Source organism: Salipiger sp. IMCC34102, from assembly GCF_004145405.1.
Taxonomy (GTDB): domain Bacteria; phylum Pseudomonadota; class Alphaproteobacteria; order Rhodobacterales; family Rhodobacteraceae; genus Loktanella.
Genome location: NZ_SELQ01000003.1, coordinates 375,384 through 391,926 on the forward strand (window position 1 = coordinate 375,384; position 16,543 = coordinate 391,926).

General features: G+C 64.9%; 20 protein-coding genes and 2 tRNA genes. 15 read left to right on the plus strand and 7 right to left on the minus strand.

What is annotated here, in order from left to right; translation table 11 throughout:
- The first annotated feature begins 61 nt into the window (after window positions 1–61).
- Complete coding sequence (locus EU805_RS09455) at window positions 62–982, plus strand: isopenicillin N synthase family oxygenase (protein ID WP_129763706.1); 921 nt, start codon at window positions 62–64, stop codon at window positions 980–982.
- Here the strand turns inward: EU805_RS09455 and EU805_RS09460 are convergent.
- The 3 genes from EU805_RS09460 to EU805_RS09470 all read right to left on the minus strand — a co-directional run bounded on the left by EU805_RS09460 (window position 979) and on the right by EU805_RS09470 (window position 3,478).
- Entirely contained in the window at window positions 979–1,338 is a 360-nt protein-coding gene (locus EU805_RS09460; protein ID WP_129763707.1) for an iron-sulfur cluster assembly accessory protein, read from the minus strand. The two genes, EU805_RS09455 and EU805_RS09460, sit on opposite strands and share 4 nt — an antisense overlap.
- A 74-nt stretch (window positions 1,339–1,412) precedes the next feature.
- Entirely contained in the window at window positions 1,413–3,080 is a 1,668-nt protein-coding gene (locus EU805_RS09465) for a mechanosensitive ion channel family protein (protein WP_129763708.1), read from the minus strand.
- Window positions 3,081–3,118: 38 nt separating this feature from the next.
- A complete protein-coding gene (locus EU805_RS09470) occupies window positions 3,119–3,478 on the minus strand; it encodes an SUF system Fe-S cluster assembly protein (protein WP_129763709.1) in 360 nt (119 codons plus the stop codon).
- A gap of 122 nt (window positions 3,479–3,600) precedes the next feature.
- Between EU805_RS09470 and tgt the strand changes: the two genes are divergently transcribed.
- The 7 genes from tgt to EU805_RS09505 all read left to right on the plus strand — a co-directional run bounded on the left by tgt (window position 3,601) and on the right by EU805_RS09505 (window position 9,053).
- The gene (gene tgt, locus EU805_RS09475) at window positions 3,601–4,731 is read left to right on the plus strand and encodes a tRNA guanosine(34) transglycosylase Tgt (protein ID WP_129763710.1); all 1,131 of its coding nucleotides are present in this window, start codon (window positions 3,601–3,603) and stop codon (window positions 4,729–4,731) included.
- Between the two features lie 251 nt (window positions 4,732–4,982).
- Window positions 4,983–7,394, plus strand: a complete 2,412-nt coding sequence (lon, locus tag EU805_RS09480; RefSeq protein WP_129763711.1) for an endopeptidase La — start codon at window positions 4,983–4,985, stop codon at window positions 7,392–7,394.
- A 136-nt stretch (window positions 7,395–7,530) separates the two neighbouring features.
- Window positions 7,531–7,953: an HU family DNA-binding protein gene (locus EU805_RS09485; RefSeq protein ID WP_242494106.1), complete on the plus strand. Its 423-nt coding sequence runs from the start codon at window positions 7,531–7,533 to the stop codon at window positions 7,951–7,953.
- 13 nt (window positions 7,954–7,966) lie between these two features.
- Window positions 7,967–8,041: transfer RNA gene (locus tag EU805_RS09490), tRNA-Val, on the plus strand.
- Window positions 8,042–8,091: 50 nt separating this feature from the next.
- Window positions 8,092–8,379: a GCN5-related N-acetyltransferase gene (locus EU805_RS09495; protein ID WP_129763712.1), complete on the plus strand. Its 288-nt coding sequence runs from the start codon at window positions 8,092–8,094 to the stop codon at window positions 8,377–8,379.
- Complete coding sequence (locus EU805_RS09500) at window positions 8,376–8,945, plus strand: histidine phosphatase family protein (protein ID WP_129763713.1); 570 nt, start codon at window positions 8,376–8,378, stop codon at window positions 8,943–8,945. The genes EU805_RS09495 and EU805_RS09500 overlap by 4 nt, the downstream gene beginning before the upstream one ends.
- A gap of 32 nt (window positions 8,946–8,977) precedes the next feature.
- A tRNA-Val gene (locus tag EU805_RS09505) sits at window positions 8,978–9,053 on the plus strand.
- 532 nt (window positions 9,054–9,585) lie between these two features.
- Here EU805_RS09505 and EU805_RS09510 read toward each other — a convergent pair.
- Window positions 9,586–9,936, minus strand: coding sequence for a hypothetical protein (locus EU805_RS09510; protein ID WP_129763714.1), 351 nt, complete (start codon window positions 9,934–9,936; stop codon window positions 9,586–9,588).
- A 4-nt stretch (window positions 9,937–9,940) separates the two neighbouring features.
- Window positions 9,941–10,249, minus strand: coding sequence for a S24 family peptidase (locus tag EU805_RS09515; protein WP_129763715.1), 309 nt, complete (start codon window positions 10,247–10,249; stop codon window positions 9,941–9,943).
- Between the two features lie 142 nt (window positions 10,250–10,391).
- On the opposite strand from EU805_RS09515, the gene EU805_RS17930 reads away from it, so the two are divergent.
- The 7 genes from EU805_RS17930 to EU805_RS09550 are packed head-to-tail and all read left to right on the plus strand — an operon-like array spanning window position 10,392 to window position 15,694.
- Window positions 10,392–10,520 carry a phage major tail tube protein gene (locus EU805_RS17930; RefSeq protein WP_370318190.1) on the plus strand — a complete coding sequence of 43 codons (129 nt, stop codon included), beginning with the start codon at window positions 10,392–10,394 and terminating at the stop codon, window positions 10,518–10,520.
- Between the two features lie 12 nt (window positions 10,521–10,532).
- Window positions 10,533–10,853 carry a phage tail assembly protein gene (locus EU805_RS09525; RefSeq protein WP_129763717.1) on the plus strand — a complete coding sequence of 107 codons (321 nt, stop codon included), beginning with the start codon at window positions 10,533–10,535 and terminating at the stop codon, window positions 10,851–10,853.
- A gap of 26 nt (window positions 10,854–10,879) precedes the next feature.
- Window positions 10,880–11,005, plus strand: coding sequence for a GpE family phage tail protein (locus tag EU805_RS09530; RefSeq protein ID WP_129763718.1), 126 nt, complete (start codon window positions 10,880–10,882; stop codon window positions 11,003–11,005).
- Between the two features lie 13 nt (window positions 11,006–11,018).
- Window positions 11,019–14,129 carry a phage tail tape measure protein gene (locus tag EU805_RS09535; protein ID WP_129763719.1) on the plus strand — a complete coding sequence of 1,037 codons (3,111 nt, stop codon included), beginning with the start codon at window positions 11,019–11,021 and terminating at the stop codon, window positions 14,127–14,129.
- A complete protein-coding gene (locus EU805_RS09540) occupies window positions 14,122–14,520 on the plus strand; it encodes a phage tail protein (RefSeq protein WP_242494107.1) in 399 nt (132 codons plus the stop codon). The genes EU805_RS09535 and EU805_RS09540 overlap by 8 nt, the downstream gene beginning before the upstream one ends.
- Complete coding sequence (locus tag EU805_RS09545) at window positions 14,517–14,726, plus strand: tail protein X (protein WP_129763720.1); 210 nt, start codon at window positions 14,517–14,519, stop codon at window positions 14,724–14,726. Before EU805_RS09540 ends, EU805_RS09545 begins: the two co-directional genes overlap by 4 nt.
- Window positions 14,723–15,694 carry a contractile injection system protein, VgrG/Pvc8 family gene (locus tag EU805_RS09550; RefSeq protein ID WP_129763721.1) on the plus strand — a complete coding sequence of 324 codons (972 nt, stop codon included), beginning with the start codon at window positions 14,723–14,725 and terminating at the stop codon, window positions 15,692–15,694. Before EU805_RS09545 ends, EU805_RS09550 begins: the two co-directional genes overlap by 4 nt.
- A 94-nt stretch (window positions 15,695–15,788) precedes the next feature.
- Here EU805_RS09550 and EU805_RS09555 read toward each other — a convergent pair whose 3' ends face one another.
- Together EU805_RS09555 and EU805_RS09560 are read right to left on the minus strand one after the other, a co-directional pair.
- Window positions 15,789–16,196 carry a hypothetical protein gene (locus EU805_RS09555; protein ID WP_129763722.1) on the minus strand — a complete coding sequence of 136 codons (408 nt, stop codon included), beginning with the start codon at window positions 16,194–16,196 and terminating at the stop codon, window positions 15,789–15,791.
- Between the two features lie 118 nt (window positions 16,197–16,314).
- A partial coding sequence (locus tag EU805_RS09560; RefSeq protein ID WP_165351923.1) for an IS3 family transposase occupies window positions 16,315–16,543 on the minus strand: 229 nt, incomplete at its 5' end.

The window sequence follows — 16,543 nt, forward strand, 5'->3', positions numbered from 1 at the left end:
GTCCTTTGCTATTGATGGCTCAAGTGGTAGCAACGGCGCACCTTGGACGAAAGACCTGCCGATGATCCCGCGTATCGATTGTGCCGCCGTGATCGACCCTGCGCACCCCGATCATGCGCCCATGCGCGCCCGCACCGCCGAGGCGGCCGGGAACGTCGGATTCCTGACACTTTTCAACACGCCGCTCACGCCCGCGCGGGTGAAGGAGGTCATCGCGCTCTACCGCGCCTTCTTTCACCTTCCCGCCGCGGACAAGCGGGCGGTGGACATGAGCGTCACCGGATCGAACCGCGGCTGGGGGGCGGCCGGGTCCGAGCAGGTCAATCCGGATGCGAATCCCGACTACAAGCAGGTCTTCGACTGCGGCATCTCCCTGCTGGCCGATCATCCGCTCAGGCGGGCGGGCATTCCGGCCTATGCGCCGAACCTGTGGCCCGCGCAGCCGGCGGATTTCGCGCCCGTGCTGAAAGCCTACTTCCGCGACGTCTGTGCGGTCGCGCGGGATGTGCTGGTGGCGGTGCTGGACGCGGTGGGGGAGGACGGCGCCTTCTTCGCCGACAAGTTCACGACGCCCATGGCCCTGTTGCGCGGCAATTTCTATCCAGAGCGTCCGGCCGACGCCGGGGCGAAGGATTTCGGGATCGCCACCCATACCGATTACGGGTGCCTGACGATGCTGGCCACCGACGGCTCACCGGGATTGGAGGTGCGCAAGCGCGGCGGCGGATGGATCCTCGTCAGCGCCCCACCGGGGGAGTTCATCATCAACTTCGGTGAAATGCTGGAGATCTGGACAGAGGGGCGGATCAAGGCGACGCCGCACCGGGTCATCGGCACGACGGCGGAACGGATCTCGGTCCCGCTGTTCTTCAATCCCGACCACGACGCGAACGTGGCACCGCTTGGGGCGGATCCGGTCCGGGCGGTCGATCACCTGCAACGGCGCTTCGACCAGACCTATCTGCACCTGAAGAAAGGCTAGCCGCCCAGGGCCGTGTCGAACTTGATCGATTCGCCGCAGCCGCAGGCGTCGACGACATTGGGATTGCGGAACTTGAAGCCCGATTCCAGCAGGCTCACCTCATAGTCGATCTCGGTCCCGAACAGGAACATCTGCGCCATGGGGGCGATCATCACCCGCGCGCCGTCCTGCTCAACCACCTCGTCGAGAGGATCGACCTCGGCCACGTAGTCCATGGTGTATTCCATGCCTGCGCAACCGCCCTTCTTGACGCCGATCCGAAGCCCCTGGGAGCCGTCGCGGGCCATCAGCTTCGCGATCTGGGCCGCGGCTTTCGGGGTGATCGTGACGGCTTGCTTGCCGGGAATGCCGAACATGGGAAGTCCTTTCAACGGTGCCCACAACCTAAGGGCCGTGGCGCGCAGTCTCAAGGGGGCCGCGCCGGGACGGATCACCCTTCGGGCATGTCGGCGCCCTGGCCGGTCGCGGTTCCCAGGTGCGGGATGTACTCCCGTTCGTCCTCGGTCCCCAGTTCGACGGCGTAGCGCAGCATCTCCTCTCGGATGTCGCATTCCACGCCCCAGCCTTCGGTGGGGTCGGTGACGTGGGCGGCGAAGCGGACCTTGATACCGGCCTCGCTTTGTCCGGTGACCATGCATTTCGTCTCGGATTCGTCGCCGTCGATGCGGTCATCCTGGCCGGCCCATTCCTTGAAATGTTCCCGCAGGCGGGACACGTCGATGCCCGGCGCGAAGGTCAGAACCGTGTGGCGGATCATGCCGTAGGTCTCGGTCGAGCGGTTGATGAAGGAGTCGGAGATAAACTTCGAGACCGGCACGATCAGCCGCGTGTCGTCCCAGACCTTGAGTTGCACGAAGGAGAAATGGATGCGCTCGACCGTGCAGAGGTGGCCCTCGTAGATGAGCTGATCGCCCACCTTGGCGGAGCGGTTGAGCGAGATCTGCATCGAGGCCAGGATATTGCCCAGCACCTCGCGCGCGGCGAAACCGAAGATCAGGGCAAGACCGCCGGCCCCGGCGAGAAGCGACGTCCCCACGCCCGAGAAGACCTGCGCCGAGGTCAGCACCACGGCCGCCCCGATGACCACCGCGGCGACGACCGCAATGCGCCGGAGGGCCGCGACCGTGGTGGCGCGCGCGCGTTCCTCGCCATGTTCCGGCGAGGCGAGCTCGTCCACCGAGTAGCGCGAGAAGAGCCGGTCGAGCAGCGCGTCGATCACGCTGATCAGCAGGATCATCAACGCCACGACGTAGAGGATGACGATCAGCGGGCTCGTCACCTGATCGACCACGCCGGAGACGATGAAGATCTGCGAGGTCATCAGCGACAGGGTGATCGCCAGGATGTAGAGCGTCATCGGCAGCCGGGTCGCCCGGATGAGGTTGCTGACGATGTCGCTTGGCTGGTTCCGCGCGATCGCATCAAGCCCGCGCCAGACGACGGCGGCGATGCCGATGGCGATCAGGGCGATGACGGGCAGGCCGATGACCTCCCACCATTGCAGGCCCCAGAAGGCTTCGGCGCGCAAGGGGTCCGGCAGATGTTGTTCCAGCTTGCTGGGGCCGTACTCCTCGAAGAGCGCGGGAATGTTCTCCACCGTTTCGCGCGAGAAGACCCAGACCGCATCGCCGTTCTCGGGCTGGACCCGGTTGAGCCGGACCGCCACGGCCCGATCGCCCAGGTCCAGCATTCCCAGCCGCAGGCTTTGCCGGGGGCTGCCCGCGACGGGACCGTCGCCCGTCGTCTCGAGCGCGTCGGGCCGTTCCAGCAGATCGCCCCAGTCGATCACGACCTTGCGTTCGATCACGCTGGCCAGATTGCGCGCCAGGATCGGCCCGGTGGTGGCCTGGGCCTCCTGCGGGATCGCGTTGAGGTTCAGAAGATGTGCCGCCCGGTCGTAGTCGCCGTCGTCGGTCAGGTCGAGAAAGCTCTCGACGGTCGATTGAGGCGTCCGCCGGTCGACCATGGGACCGGGATCGTCCAGCCCCGCGTTCAGTTCGGGCACGGAAAAGGTGGCGTCCTGTGCAACGGCGGCCCCGAACGGCAGCCAGAGGAACAGGATCACCAGAAGGCGGGGCAGGGCGAGGGCGTGTTTCATGACGCGCCAGTTAGCTCACGAAATCGCGAGGTCGAGAATTACATGAAGCCCAGTTCGAGGCGCGCCTCGTCCGACATCATCTCCATCCCCCAGGGCGGGTCGTAGGTCATGGCGACATCGACGTGCTTCACGCCATCGAGCGGCTCGACCGCATCGGCGATCCAGCCCGGCATCTCTCCCGCGACGGGGCAGCCGGGGGCGGTGACGGTCATGGTGATGTTGACCGCGTTTTCGCTATCGATAGCAATGGTGTAGATCAGCCCGAGGTCGTAGATGTTGACCGGGATCTCGGGGTCGTAAACCGAGCGGCAGGCTTCCACCACCTTCTCGTGCAGCGGGTGGTCGGTCGAGGACGGCGCGATCAGCGGCGTCCCTTCCATCGGCGTCTGTTCGGTCATGGTATCTGTCCCGTCTATCCTGAGCGATCATATAGGATTTACGCGCCCGGGCGTAAAGAGCGGGGCATTCCATCGGGCGTGGATCCGCAGTAGGCACGCAAGCGACCCTTCAGGACTGCACGATGACCGACCGTTTCTCCTTCACCCTCGCCGCAACCGACGGGCGCGCCCGGACGGGCGTGATCCACACCCCGCGCGGAGAGATCCGCACGCCCGCCTTCATGCCCGTGGGCACGGCCGCGACCGTCAAGGCGATGCTGCCCGAAAGCGTGGCGGCCACGGGCGCCGACATCCTGCTGGGCAATACGTATCACCTGATGCTGCGCCCCACGGCCGAGCGGATCGACGCCCTGGGCGGTCTGCATAGGTTCATGAACTGGGACAGACCGATCCTGACGGATTCGGGCGGCTTCCAGGTCATGAGCCTGGCCGATCTGCGCAAGCTGACCGAGGACGGTGTGACCTTCCGCAGCCACGTCGACGGCTCAAAGCATTTCCTGTCGCCCGAACGCTCGATGGAGATCCAGCGGCTGCTGGGCTCCGACATCGTGATGGCCTTCGACGAATGCCCGGCGCTGCCCGCGGACCGGGCGCGGCTGGAAAGCTCCATGCGGCTGTCGATGCGTTGGGCCGCGCGCAGCCGCGAGGCCTTCGGGGATCGGCCCGGTCACGCGCTCTTCGGAATCCAGCAAGGCGGGCTGGAGCCGGACCTGCGCGCGGAGAGCGCCAAGGCGCTCACCGACATCGGCTTCGAGGGCTACGCCGTGGGCGGTCTGGCCGTGGGGGAAGGTCAGGCGGCGATGTTCGACTGTCTGGACACCGCGCCGGGGATGCTGCCCGTGGACAAGCCGCGTTACCTGATGGGCGTGGGCAAGCCCGACGACATCGTGGGCGCCGTCAAGCGCGGCATCGACATGATGGACTGCGTGCTGCCGTCCCGCTCTGGCCGGACGGGGCAGGCTTTCACGCGTCACGGGGTGGTGAACATCAAGAACGCGCGCCATCAGGACGACCCGCGCCCCCTGGACGAGGCCTGCACCTGTCCCGCCTGCCGAGGCTATAGCCGCGCCTACCTGCATCACGTCTTCCGCGCGAAGGAGATGATCTCCGGCATGCTGCTGACCTGGCACAACCTGCATTACTTCCAGGCGATCATGGGAGAGATGCGCGCCGCAATCGCCGAGGCCCGGTTCGACGCCTGGGAGGCGGATTTCCACGCCGCCCGCGCCGAAGGGGATATCGAGCCGCTCTGAGGCCCCGCGCCCCCCGGATCATGCAGTCCGAAGCGGTGGAGCGAAGTAGGTAGCCCCCGGGAATGCCGGGTGCGGGCGGATCGGTCGAATGGGGGGCATATTCCCCTTGAGACTTGCCCGCGACGCGGCGCATGATGCGCGCCACGGGTGGTTGAAACCGCCAGGATACGCCACCAGATATGGGTCACGAGGAGACGGGCCAGGATCGCCGCCATGGGATCGTCCGTCTTGCCAAGCTAAGGAATGAACCGATGCAAGAACCCCTTGCCACCTCCTATCCCGTCCTGCCGCTGCGCGACATCGTCGTGTTCCCGCACATGATCGTGCCGCTCTTCGTGGGCCGCGAGAAGTCGGTCCGTGCGCTGGAAGAGGTCATGCGCGACGACAAGCAGATCCTGCTGTCCAGCCAGATCGACCCCGGCCAGGACGATCCCGACACCGACGGGATCTACAACACCGGCGTGCTGGCCAACGTGCTGCAATTGCTCAAGCTGCCCGACGGCACCGTGAAGGTGCTGGTCGAAGGCCGGGCCCGCGTCACGATCACCGAATTCCACGACAACGACCGGTTCTTCGAAGCCTCCGCGGTCCTGCTGGAGGAAACCCCCGGCAACGAGGAAGAACTCGACGCGCTGACCCGCACCGCGGCGGCCGAATTCGAGCGCTACGCGAAGATCAAGAAGAACATCCCCGAAGAGGCGATGGCCGCCGTGTCCGAGGCGACCGAGCCCGCCAAGCTTGCCGACCTGATCGCGGGGCACCTTGGCGTCGAGGTCGACCAGAAGCAGAAGCTTCTGGAAACGCTGTCCGTGTCCGAACGGCTGGAAAAGGTCTACGGCCTGATGCAGGGCGAGATGTCGGTCCTGCAGGTCGAGAAGAAGATCAAGACCCGCGTGAAGACGCAGATGGAGCGGACCCAGCGCGAGTACTACCTCAACGAACAGATGAAGGCGATCCAGAAGGAGCTGGGCGACGGCGAGGACGGCCAGAACGAGGTCGAGGAGCTCGAAGCGCGGATCAATGCCACCAAGCTGTCCAAGGAAGCGCGCGAGAAGGTCGACGCCGAGCTTAAGAAGCTCAAGAACATGTCGCCCATGTCCGCGGAAGCCACGGTCGTGCGCAACTACCTCGACTGGATCCTGGCCGTGCCATGGGGCGTGAAGTCGCGCACCAAGAAGGACCTTGGCCACGCGCAGAAGGTGCTGGACGACGACCACTACGGGCTTGAGAAGGTCAAGGAACGGATCGTCGAATATCTGGCCGTGCAGCAGCGCAGCAAGAAGCTGAAGGGGCCGATCATGTGCCTCGTCGGGCCGCCGGGCGTGGGCAAGACCTCGCTGGGCAAGTCCGTCGCGAAATCGACGGGTCGCGAGTTCATCCGCATCAGCCTTGGCGGCGTGCGGGATGAGAGCGAGATCCGCGGCCACCGCCGGACCTACATCGGCTCCATGCCGGGCAAGATCATCCAGGCGCTGAAGAAGGCCAAGACCACGAACCCGCTCATCCTGCTCGACGAGATCGACAAGATGGGGCAGGACTTCCGCGGCGATCCCGCCTCGGCCATGCTCGAAGTGCTCGATCCCGAACAGAACGGCACCTTCGTCGACCATTACATGGAGGTCGAGTACGACCTGTCGAACGTGATGTTCCTGACCACGGCGAACTCCTACAACATGCCGGGGCCGCTTCTGGACCGGATGGAGATCATCCCGCTCTCGGGCTACACCGAGGACGAGAAGCGCGAGATCGCCAAGCAGCACCTGCTGCCCAAGGTCATGAAGAACCACGGTCTCAAGGCCAAGGAGTTCGAGGTCGACGACAATGCCCTCACGGACATCGCGCGGTACTACACCCGCGAGGCCGGCGTGCGGAACTTCGAGCGCGAGCTTGCCAAGATCGCCCGCAAGGCGGTTACCAAGATCGTCAAGAAGGAGGCGGAGACCGTTTCCGTCACGGCCGAGAACCTCGACGACTACCTGGGCGTGCGCAAGCACCGCTACGGGCTGGCCGAGAAGGACGACCAGATCGGCGTGGTGACGGGGCTGGCCTATACCTCCGTGGGGGGTGAGCTTTTGTCGATCGAGGCGCTGCGCCTGCCGGGCAAGGGCCGGATGAAGACCACCGGCAAGCTGGGCGACGTGATGAAGGAATCGATCGATGCGGCCTCCAGCTACGTGCGGTCGGTGGCACCCTCCATCGGGGTGAAGCCGCCGCGTTTCGACACGCTGGACATCCACGTCCACGTGCCGGACGGCGCGACGCCCAAGGACGGACCCAGCGCGGGTCTGGCGATGGTCACGGCCATCGTATCGGTGCTGACGCAGATCCCCGTGCGCAAAGACATCGCCATGACGGGTGAGGTCACGCTTCGGGGCAACGCCAGCGCCATCGGCGGATTGAAGGAGAAACTGCTCGCGGCCCTGCGCGGTGGCATCAAGACGGTGCTGATCCCGCAGGAGAACGAGAAGGACCTCGCGGATATCCCCGACAACGTGAAGGAAGGTCTGACGATCATCCCCGTCAACCACGTCTCGGAAGTGCTGGGCCACGCGCTCGTTCGCCAGCCCGAGGCAGTGGAGTGGGACCAGGAGGCCGAGGATGCCGCGGCCGCCGCGACCCTTGCCGCCAAGGCCCAGGAAGCGGCCGCCGGCGTGCACCACTAAGGCTGCTCGTCCGGGCAAGATCGGGCGCGTCGGAGCAATCCGGCGCGCCTTTTTCATGATCCGATCCCGCCTTGGGCATGGAACCGCCAGGTTTCCCGGCTAAGGTCCTTGCGAACCAGCATCGCCGGAGCCCGACATGGCCGACACACCGAAGACCCCGCAATCCACCCTGACCCTGAAACCCAACCCCGCAAAAGCCCGAGTGGAGGACGCCACGCCCCACGCCGTTCCGACACCTCGCGTGGTCGGCGGACATGCACAGGTGTCCGACGGCGAGGCGATGAAGAAAAAGGAGTTCATCGACCGCGTCCTCGCACGTTGCGGCGTCAAGAAACGCGACGCCAAGCCCGCGATCGAGGCCACGATGGCCGAACTGGCGGATCTGCTGGCCGCGGGCGGCGATCTGAACCTGCCCCCCATGGGCAAGCTCAAATCGGTGAAGTCCAGGGACCTTGGCAACGGGGCGAAGGTGATGACCCTCAAACTGCGCACCATGAAGGATGGCGCAGGGCCCGATACCGGCAAAACCGGGGTTGCGGAGGACGGCGAGGACGGCTAAATCGCATGCCAGCGGGTGATTAGCTCAGTGGTAGAGCGCTTCGTTCACATCGAAGATGTCAGGAGTTCAAATCTCTTATCACCCACCAGAATTCAGGGGCGCGCCGGGACCGGCCGCCCCTTTTTCATGAGGGCCGGAATGCGGGCTGATCTGGAACGCCGCTGGATGACCTTGACCCGCGAAGACCTGCCGCGCGTGGCGCGGGACCGCGACTGGCCCATCCATCTCGATCACTGCTTCCAGCGCGTTCTGCTGGACCAGGCCTGCCGCGGCTGCTGGTACGACCGGATCGAGGGGCGCCCGGCCTATCGTGCCGCACCCGAGCCCATCCTGCGCCGCGCCGTCGAACTGGGGGAGGCGGTCCTGGCGGGGCTCGTCGACCTCGACGCGCTGAATGCCCAAAGCCTGCGATGGAGACGCCAATGAGCTTTCCCGACCTTTACATCCTGCGCCATGGCGAAACCGTCTGGAACCGCGAGAATCGGATGCAGGGGCATCTCGATTCCCCTCTGACGCAACGGGGCCTGGGGCAGGCGGCGGACCAGCGTCGTATTCTTGCCGGGCGCGACCTGACCGGCTTCTCATTCCTTGTCAGCCCGTTGGGCCGTGCCGTCCAGACCGCAGGCATCGCCCTTGGCGGTCTGGCCACCACCGTCCGAACCGATGACCGCCTGATGGAAATCGACGTCGGCCGCTGGCAGGGCCTCTTGCGACAGGATCTGGTGGAAGGGGACCTCGTCGAAGGCCCCGACGGCGACCCTTCGCTATACGAGCGGGCCCCCGGCGGCGAAGGATTCGATGGCCTGGAGGCGCGCGCCCGCAGCTTTCTGGACGATCTGTCCGGCCCCGCGGTCCTGGTCACGCATGGCATCGCAAGTCGGATGCTGCGCATGATCGCCACCGGCGCGGGGCGTGAGGCGCTTTTGACCATGCCGGGAGGGCAGGGGAACGTCTTTTTCGTCTCCGACGGTCGACAGACGGAGTTGCGCTGATCCTGCCAATGGCCTAGATCAGGCGCGGCCCCGGGTGGTTAGCTCAGTTGGTAGAGCGTTTCGTTTACACCGAAAATGTCGGGGGTTCGAGCCCCTCACCACCCACCACCGCCCCCCATGCTTCGATTGGTGCGGTGCCTTCGGGCGAATGCCCGCGCCCTCTTGCCCGAGGCCGCAACGAACCCGCGCGCACCTTCGGGGCGCACTTCCTGTAACGCGCAGGTAATGCTGGCATAAACGGGGGCCGGGTAACCGGAAGAGGCCCGAAGACCTCGGAAGTCGCCGGATGGCCGGAAGCGTTGAAAACAAGGGTGATCAGCGGAGGTAGTCGGGATTGCGTCAGATCGGGCTATGACAAATAAGCTGCGCGATATTGCCAAATTTCCTGCGCGTTGACCTCAGAACCGGAAACAGCGGAGACCTAGAGCCCTTACAAAACAAGGGTGCGGCTCTGCCAAGGTGGGAACCGAAACGCCAGATCGATCAGGATTTCCCACTTCGAGTTCAGTCAAGAAAACAAGGTCGTTCGCTTAGTCAAGCGAAGTCGGCAGAAGTTTGAGGTGGGAAATTTCGATCTGGGTTCGTAGGTTTCCACCGTCACGCCGAAGTGGAATATTTTGAGAGTGCTTTAAAGGCCGATTTAAGGTGAGATGAACGCCGCCGTTGGCTCGCAGAGCTTTGAGAAAGCGGCGGCGATATCCGGCACAGCGAGGGCGGTCTGGAACTCGTTCATGTAGACTGCAAACTTGAAGAGAAAGGGCGTGTCATACTCTTCAAACGAACCATCGGAATAGTTCTCAAGCAAATTTTCCAGCGTCATTTCACCATCTGCCAAGTCACAGTGATCGGGCATGCCGATCATATAAGCGGCCGTGGAGGCAATCTTATCAATCTCGGCCATGGCGACCGCCGTTTCCAAAGTCTGAGAACTACCTTCTGTCGCCGGTAGAGAGAGTGCGGCCGCGAATGCGATACTTGTGATCGTTTTCATTTTCTCAAATCCAATCGTGCTGGAATGTGCTGCGTTTCGGGCGTCGGGCTATTATCGGGGAATGGCTGTGGCCCGACCAGGCGTAACGACCAATAATGCGAATTCTGTTGGCGTCCTCGCCCGAGCGGGTTTCCGGTGGGTGATCGGTATTGTCGGATTGCAGAAGTAGGCCGCCTTCGATTTTCGCAAGGCGCTTCACGCGCACGTCGCCCTCGGTATCGACTAAGCCATAGACCTCCCCGCTTACGAGATCGCCGCGATGCTGGTTGAGAAGAATCAGATCGCCGTCGCGGATGAGCGGCGACACGCGCATGACGCTGCGACCGACCCAGACCGCAGGTGCAGCCGGCGGCTTCGACGCTGATGCCTTCGTCTGCACGATGGGCGGCCTGTGGACCGGCGTCGAGTTCGCCGACCTCTAACCCGGCAAGGCAGACGTCACGCAAGGGCTGACGCTGCAGGCCGACTACTTCCGCATGGTCTATCGCGGGAGCGAACTTTGCGAGATCGACTTCAAGGCGGGCAAGCGGGTCATCGGCGGCGTCGATCAGCTCGCCGCAATGCACCGTGAAATGGGCATTTAAGGAGACTTCAACATGACCTTGCACGCCCTTAACCGCGTCACCCTCCAGGACCCGATTGAGATCGACGGCAAACCCGTCGCGGAGATCGAACTGCGCAAGCCCGGCACCGGCGAGCTGCGCGGCCTGAAGCTTACGGACCTTCTGCAGATGGACGTCGACGCGATGTCGAAGCTCATCCCGCGGATCTCGCAGCCTTACCTGGGCCCGGCAGAGCTCGCGCGGCTCGACCCCGCGGACTTCGCGGCCATCTGCGTCGTGGTGACGACTTTTTTCGCGAAGCGCCGCCAGCTGGAGGGGACGGCGCTGACGATCCCGGACGCCGAGACCGCCTGAAGCTGCCCGACGACGTCGAGGACGTGATGGCGGACATCGCCACAGTCTTCGGCTGGGGCCCGCGGGAAATGGACCCGATGGACCTCGAAGAGCTGATGCGGTGGCACGCCCAGGCGCGCCGCCGCAGCCCGCATCCCCCCGACGAGGACTGAACGAGGACAAAGCATGGCCGATCTGAATGTTTCTCTGATCATGCGCCTCGTGGACCGCATCAGCGGTCCCCTCAAGGACGTGCAGTCCGAGCTGCAGCAGACGCAGAACCGCACCCGGCATTTGCGGGACGCGGGGCTTCTGGCGGGCAAGGCAGTCCTCGGTATCGGTGCCGCCGCCGTAGCCGGCACCGGTGCGGCCATCGCTCAGGCGGTCACGATGGAGGACGTCTGGTCGGAGGCCAACAAGACGCTGGGGATGTCACCCCAGCAGCTGCAGGGCCTCAAGGACGACATCGGAGATCTCGCCGCCGAGATTCCCGTCGCGACCCAAGGCATGGTCGAGATCGCAGACGTCGCGGGCCAGCTCGGCTTGCGCGGTCGCGAGGATATCCGGGCCTTCACCGAGGATGCGGCGAAGATGTCCGCGACCTTCGACGTCTCCGCCCAAGCCTCTGCTCAGATGATGGGCTCTTGGCGCGAGCAGATGAACTACGCCCAGGACGAGGTGCGCGGGCTCGCCGACCAGATCAACTACCTGGGCAACACCACCGCGGCCGACTCGGTATCCATCGCCGAATACACGACCCGGGTCCTGAAGATCGCGTCCGATGCCGGCATGGCCGAGGAAGAGATCCTGGCACTCGGTGCGTCGATGATCGCCTCGGGCCATGCCCCCGAGGTCGCGGCGACCGGTCTGCGCGCTTTCTTGCGCACGATGACCGAGACCAGCGGACAGCTGACTAAGAGCGAACAGGGCATCCTGCGGCAGATCGGGCTGCTGGACGATTGGGACGATATCCAGACCCGGTTCCATACGGACAGCGCGGGCGCGATCCGCCAGGTGGTCGAGGCGCTGGAAACCCTGCCCGAAGCGGACCAGAACAGCGCGATCTCGAACCTCTTCGGCGAAGAAGCCGCGCGGTCGCTGGGCGGTCTGCTGGGTGACACCGAGGCGCTGGAGCGCGCGCTCGGCCGGGTCGACGAGCTGGAGTTCGCGAGCGGCTCGATGCAGGCCGAGTTCGAGGCCCTGTCGGACGACGTCGCCGACACTTGGACCAAGTTGATGAACGTCGTGAAGGGTCGCAGCGTCGAGTTCGGCGCGACGTTCCTCGGACCGATCAACGACGGTCTCAAGGACACGCGCGAGATCCTGACGACGCTCAACGAGCGGATCACCGTCGTGGACCGGATGCAGAACGCCTTTTCCGGCTTCGCGGCCGGCGCTGGCTTGGAAGCAGGCGGCAGCTTTCAAGGCGCGCTCGCAGAGGCGAAAGAGAGCCTGTCGGAGCTGCTCTTTGGCACGGTCTACGAGGACGGCTCGGTCGAAGGCTCGGGCCTCATGCGCCGCGCCAACGACATCGCCGAGATGTTCGCCGATGCCGAAAGCTGGGGTGCGCGGGCCCGGTCGATCGCCGACGAGGTGACAGGTGGCATGGGGCGGATCGCGGACGCGATCGGCGGTGCGCTCGACGGCGATCCCGCCGCCCTGGCCGAGGAGGTCGAAGACCTCTTCGATCGACTGGCATCGCTTCAGGGTCCGACGCTCGACCTGGTGGGACTGTTGCCGGAGGACCTGCCGGGGCTCCACACGCTCCAGACGGCGCAGGATCTGCTGAACGGGGTCATCACCCGCGCCAACGAAACCCGCTCGACGATCCTCGAGGCGGCCGGCGGTGTGGCGTCGTCGCTGATGACCGGCGACCTCGACGGCCTCGTCGATGAGATCGAGAGCGCTCTGACCCGCCTGTCCGACATTACTCTGCCGGAGTTCGACCTGGTCGGGCTGATCCCCGACGACATCCCCGGCGCCGAAGCCTTGCGCGATGCGGCCGAACTGGTCGAAAGCCTGCTGTCGACCGTCCGCAGCATGGCCGAGATCGCAACGGGCTCGGCGGTCGCCTATCTGCGCGGCTTCTTCGACGGGCTGCTTCCTTACCTCGAACCGCTCAACGAGAAGCTGGGCGCGATCTGGGACGAGATGGGCGGCGTGCTGGCGGCGGTCGCCGACTTCTGGGGCGCGATCGCGGACCGGATGGGCGATGCCTCCGACAGCGAAAGCGGCCTCGCGTTCCTCAACCGCTTTGGCGAGGGCATGGGCCGGTTCCTGGGCACGATGACCGGGTTCAGCCTCGACGTGATCACCCTTGTCCTGCGCGGCGTGCGCGAGTTCATGGATACGATGGCGGCACTTGCGGGCGGCGACTGGGAGTTTCCGGACTTCGGAGAGGCGCTGGACGATGTCTTCGACTTCGAGTGGCACGAGGTACTGCCGGAATGGGACTGGTTGAAAATCATCAAAGGCCCTCCGGATCTTGGGAAGATAACAGGCATCAAAGCCGAGGTTGACATGTCCGGCCCGCGCGAACTTTTGCGTGGTATCCTTGGAAGCGAAGAGCCGGTCGAAGTACCAGCACGCGTCCGGATCGACACGCCCACCGCGCCGTCGATCGCCGACGTCGCCGCCGACGCGCAGACCGTCGAAGATCTGCAGCGTGACATCGAGGAGGTCATCGCCGCCGCCCGCGACCTGCCGCCTGAAATCCGCGTGATGGTCGCAGAAACTGAGGCCGTCCTGAGTGCGCTCGACTTCACCGCACACGGCCAGCGCATAATGGAGACGCTCGCGACGGGCCTGCGCTCCGGCAACGCCGCAGTCGTTGCCGCGGTCCAGGAGATGGCGGCCGCCGTGCGCGCGGCGATGCCATCCGGTCCGGCCGTGGCCCTGGCGGTGCAGACCGGCCAGTCGGCACAGGTCCAGGCCCGTGCCGCCGGTGGATGGTTCGGCCCCGGCTGGTTGCTGACCGGCGAGGAGGGGCCCGAGCTCGAGTATCGAAGCCAAGGCGGCTTCATCGCGCACCATGGCCAGCTGCGCGAGATGCTGGAGATGTCGGACATAATCCGGCGCAACGCCGGCCGCATGGCACCGGTCGCCGCGACCTCGCCGCTCCGCGCCGCCGCGCGCGGGCAGGCCGAGGGCGGGACACGCCAGTTCGGCGACATCCACATTCATGCAGCCCCCGGCATGGACAGCCGCGCCGTCGCCCAGGACGTCATGCGCGAGATCCGCCGCGCCGAGCGCACCGGCAACGACGCACTGCACGATGGAGGGTTCTACGATGTCTGACCTCGTGATGATGGCCCGTGGCGCATTCCGGTTCGCCATGTCCCGTACCGACTATCAGACCTCGCGCCGCGCCGCCGCCTACCGCTGGGAAAGCGTCGATCGTGCGGGGCGCGCGCCGGCGCTCCAGTTCGCAGGCCCAGGTACCGAAACCATCACTCTGTCGGGCACGATCTATCCGTCCTTCGCCGGCAGCTTCCGGCAGATGGAGCTGATGCGCGCGCAGGCGGGCCTGGGGGTCCCCATGATGCTGACCGACGGCATGGGGTTCGTCTGGCGCAAATGGGCGATCACGGAAGTCAACGAGACGCGCACGCTACTTTTTGCGGATGGCGCGCCGCGCAAGATCGACTTCGATGTCACCCTGACAGCCTACGGTGAGGATCGCGCATGAGCATCTACCGCACCCGCGACGGCGACGTGGTCGATGCCGTGGCCTTTGCCCACTACGGCCATGAAGACATGGTCGAAGCCGTCTTCGCCGCCAACCCGGGCCTTGCTGCCCGCGGCCCGGTTCTGCCGTCCGGCGTGACCATTGTCCTGCCGGAGCGCCCGGCGCGCCCCGCGGTCCAGCGCCTGCGCCTCTGGGGCCGCGAATGACGCCGCTGTTCCAGATCTTCGCCAACGACGAGGACGTCACCGCGGCGATTGCCGATCGCCTGGTCGATCTTACGATCACGGACGAGGATGGCTTGAAGGCCGACCGCCTGACGATCACGCTCGACAACCGCGACCGGATCGTGGCGATCCCGCCGGCCGAGACGAAGCTGCGCGTCTTCCTCGGGCATCGCGAGACCAGGCTGACCGACATGGGGGCCTTCGTCCTCGAACGCCGCAGCGGCCGCGGCACGCCCGACACGATGACACTTGTGGCGAAGGCCGCCGACATGGCCTCGTCGATCCGCGCACCCCGCACTCGCGCCTGGCGCGACACGAGCTTAGGCGACATCGTCCGCACCATCGCGGCAGAGGCCAATCTCACGCCTGCCGTCGGCACCGACATCGCCGCGACGCCCTACCGGATGATCGCGCAGTCGGCCGAGAGAGACCTTCACCTGCTGACCCGGCTCTGCGCGGTCCTCGATGCCACAGCCAAGCCCGCTGACGGCCGCCTGGTCGTCCTGCGCCGCGGCGCGGGTGTCACCGCTGACGGCGAGGCAATTCCGGTTGTGCCGATCCTGCGCCACCGGATGGAGCGCTACGCCTGGGACCTGGGCGAGCGTGGCAAGTACAAGAGCGTCACGGCCGAATGGTCAGAGCCCGCCACCGCGACATTGCACAAGGTGACAGTGGGAGACGGCTCACCGAACCGCCGCCTGCGCCAAACCTTCGGCACCGCAGACGAGGCCCAGCGCGCCGCCCGCGCCGCCCTTGATCGATCCGCGTGCGGCGAGACCACAGTGGACGCGGACCTCGCAGGTTTCTGGCCGCAGCTCTTCGCCGGCGGGCTGGTCGAGTTTCCGGACCTAATGCCGGAGTTCGAGGGGAAGCGGTTCCAACTCACGTCCGTTGAACACGTCTTCAAAGGGGGTTTGACGACCCGGTTTGAGAGCGAACTTAGTGCCTAGAGCAGGCGATTAGCGGGTATCGGCAGGACAACAGAATGCAAGTCGCTAATGTGCTGCTTTGTAATAAACCGCTGATTATAAAGTCGAAAGGCGATCAGATCGCGCTGGTCATCAGAACTCTTATGGCAGAGGCACCTAAGCCGACAGGTATCCCTCCATGCCAGATGAGGAGGAGACCCAGTCCCGTCCAGTTGAGGCGAAATGCGTCCTTCTCGAAGGTTTCGACCACGTTTGCTAACCTATTCGCTGTGTATGTCAGCGTTCCAGTCTGGTCCAAGGAGCCAATGTTCTTGTCCTTCGCAAGGCGGTCGATCGCGCCTTCAAGAGACGAAGTCGCAGACTTCATCGCACTTACAGCGTTCGAAATTTCGCTTTCTAGCTGATCTCCTCCCTCACCGAAGGGATTGAAGCCACCACGTCCTTTTGGAACGTTCCAGCCACGAAAACTGTCAACATCGCTCCACCAGTTGACTAGATAGCCGATCATCAGAAAGGTCATCATCCACGCAGCCGGTTTGCTAAGCTGCCTTGGCGACAAGTCCACTCCCGCGAAAGTGAGACCGGTAAGATCGATCCCATAAAGCGAGGAAAGCAGTACGATATGAATAGCCCCGAGTTTCTTAGACGCCTTCGTGCCTCAGTTTCTGCTGCCGCTCGAACTCGAGCGGCGACAGCATTCCGTTTCTCGCGTGCTTGCGCTTCGGGTTGTAGAACATCTCGATGTAGTCGAACACGTCCCGTCGGGCTTCTTCGCGTGTGCGATAGGTCCGGCGCCTGATCCTCTCGCGCTTGAGCAGGTTGAAGAAGCTCTCGGCAACGGCGTTATCGTGGCAGTTGCCGCGCCGGCTC